This window comes from Bacillus sp. 5w2 (genome assembly GCF_054353775.1).
Map to the genome: position 1 here is coordinate 1 of NZ_JBTIWT010000041.1, position 3,014 is coordinate 3,014.

Here is a 3,014-nt window from a genome sequence, read left to right on the forward strand (position 1 = left end):
AATAAAATAAGCTTGTAATTAATGTTGGCTCTATGAGCACTTTTATCTAGCAAGAAACAGCTTTATTTAATTATGATTTCACATCTAAATAGCATACCTTCAGAAAAATATGGACAAGTTTGTTAGACTCTTTAACTTTGAGTTTTAAAGTCTATTTATTAACAAGAATATATGCAAGGTATTGCCCTCTGTAGCCTGCGCACACCTTCTTTTATTTCTTCAGTTGTTAAATGTCCATACCCCATAATAATTCGATTATGATGTTTTCCTTTTTCAATAGCGTGGTCTTCCACAGGATATACTTTAACCCCAAGTTGTTGGATTTTCTCAAGTAATTCTTTGGTGAATTGAAATTGATTGAATTTGACAATCAGGTGTAATCCTGTAGAATGACCGAAAATATTGATCTTATTTGAGAATACTAATTTTAATTGCTGGATAAGGATGTCTCTTCAATTTTTATAGATTTTTTTCATCTTCATAATATGCCGTTCCAAATAATCTTCGACAATAAATTTAGTAAGGACAAGTTGATTTAAAGAAGATGTATGTAGATCTGAAAACCATTTTATCCTGCGACATTTTTCAATAAGGTGTGAGGGAAGAACTAAGTATCCCATCCTAAGGGCCAGTGATAAAATTTTACTAAATGAACCTATATATAACACGCTCGGGATCCAATCCCTGTAATGAACTTACAGGTGAGCCTTCATATCGAAACTCATTGTCATAATCATCTTCAATGAGATAACAATTTGTTTTTCTTGAGTAGTTAATCAATTGAACCCGTCGTTGAATCGGTAACGCTCCTCCTAAAGGAAACTGATGAGAAGGAGTAGTGAAGATGAATTTTGGGTTTTTATTTGCAGGCAGCAAAGATGTATCCATCCCATTATCATCAACTGGTATAGGATAAAGGAAGGCTCCTGAATTTTTAAGATTGTTTGAATGTCATTGGTGATGGGATCTTCTATTAGTACTTCGTCGCCTGTTGACAAAAGTAACTTAGAAACAAGTGTTAAAGCTTGCGTTGCACCGGAGAAACGAGACATGAGGGGATTGTGATAGCAAAAGAACTAATTACAAAAGGTTATCATACTTCACTAGAATACATAGGGGAAAATACTCTAGATATAGAGGAATGTTATAAAGCAAAAGATGAGTTTTGGAATCTTATTGGGGATATGGGTGCTCTATCTATGAAACAAACAGTATCACTCGATTTATCGCATATTGGGTTATCTATAGATCCAGAAATATCTTATATTCATTTAATGGAGTTGGCAGAGAAGGCGAAAGTACATGGAACTACCCTTATGATAAGTGTGGAAGAATCATCTAAAGCAGCAGACATTCTTTCCATCTATAAAAAAACGACTGAGCAATATCCTAATGTAGGGATAACGATTCAGGCGCATTTATATCGCCCAAACAAGGATATTCAAGAACTCCTACATTATCCCGGGGAAATCCGAGTTGTAAAAGGTGCCTATCAAGAAGTTTCGGATATTGCTATACCTAGATCAACTGACTTAAATCAACAGTATCTTCAGATCGTAGAACAACTAGTTGAAAATAACCATCCTGTATCTATAGCTACACATGATGAAATTCTTATTAAAGAAATGGAGCAACGTCAATACTTTAGTCAATCTAGTGTAGAAATAGAAATGCTATATGGAATTCGTCCGGATATGTTAAGTGATTTGAAAAACAAAGGACATAATGCTAGGGTGTATTTGACTTATGGGAAAGAGTGGTACTTGTATTTATGCCATCGGATAGTTGAATATCCGGAAAACTTATATCATGCAGTGATAGATATGATACATTCATCTTCAGTACAGTAGGGTAGGGAAGATTAAATAGATATTTAATCTTAAATGTAAAAATTATTTTGGCTATGGTTAGTATGAGGGAGTTCAGTTATAGCGAGTAAGTTAAATTTTTTTGTTGTGGCCCAAAAATAAGAGTCGGATTTTCCTTAGAGTAGAGATTCCGTCTCTTTTTTAATTGAAATTTTTTTAGTTTATATTTGTATTAAATGCGGACAGGACCCCTATAGGTGTTGAAAAGATTATGAGTTATAATTGTACAGCTGTAGTATACCTTGTTGTAGGATTTGTTTTTGTGGGTGTTTTATATGTGTTGGTTTCTTATTGGTATGTATTCTTAGGTTTATAGCTAGAAATAAATGAATTTGTAATTCTATATGTATTTCAAAACGGAGGATATATAATAGAAACATTAAAATTACATACTTTGTTAGTAACTCGATTTGCTCTTCTAGCGGTAAAACGTAAATATAGGTATTGGATAAACATCCTTAAATGTGATAAAAAGTAATAAAATATAAGTAGAACAAACGTTCCTTCTGGGTGTGTTAGGTACACTTGATCAATTCAGGTACGTATTTTCAATCCAGTATATGTGTTTAAAAAAGAAATGCTATTAATGGGTTCGGGCCTCGAATATAGTTTATTTGTATATCTTAAATGTTTGTTAAGGGGATATAAAATTTATTACGACTAGGCCATATGGAAATGGATGCTGCTAAAGATGAAAGAGATATAAGTCTGCTATTTCAGTGATACAGGGATAGTTAGTAAATGTATTAGTGTGTTTCTATATATTTACGAGTAAACAGGTAAGTAACCATTACTTCATATAAGGGGAACGCTATAACTAGAGTAGTACATAAGAATTTCTGTATCGTTGCCTGTTATAAGAATACGTATATCTTCAATCGTTTCTAATAGAGTGCCTGATAAACAAAGAGGTGTTAGGGAGCGTAATAACTTTTTAATTACATATTAGTAGTTATTAAAATAAGGTTGTTAGTTTCGCTAGAGGAAAACTTCCATACCAATTAAGTCTAGGGTATAAGTAAACTTGAATATATTTTAGAAGAAGAAATTAAAGCGAAGAGGCTCCTCTCTAGATTAGAGAGTGTAAAAATATTAACTTGAATAACTTTATAAAAAGGTATTGACGATTAGCATATAGAGGTGTAG

Annotated in this window: 2 pseudogenes; one reads left to right on the top strand and one right to left on the bottom strand. The window is 32.7% G+C overall.

Annotated elements, in window-relative coordinates:
* Positions 1 to 158: 158 nt before the first annotated feature.
* Positions 159 to 1,040 (bottom strand): annotated as a pseudogene (locus tag ACXY7N_RS30230) (aminotransferase-like domain-containing protein); the annotation flags it as partial.
* Between ACXY7N_RS30230 and ACXY7N_RS30235 the strand changes: the two are divergent.
* Positions 1,035 to 1,850 (top strand): annotated as a pseudogene (locus tag ACXY7N_RS30235) (proline dehydrogenase family protein); the annotation flags it as partial. The pseudogenes ACXY7N_RS30230 and ACXY7N_RS30235 overlap by 6 nt on opposite strands.
* Positions 1,851 to 3,014: the final 1,164 nt, after the last annotated feature.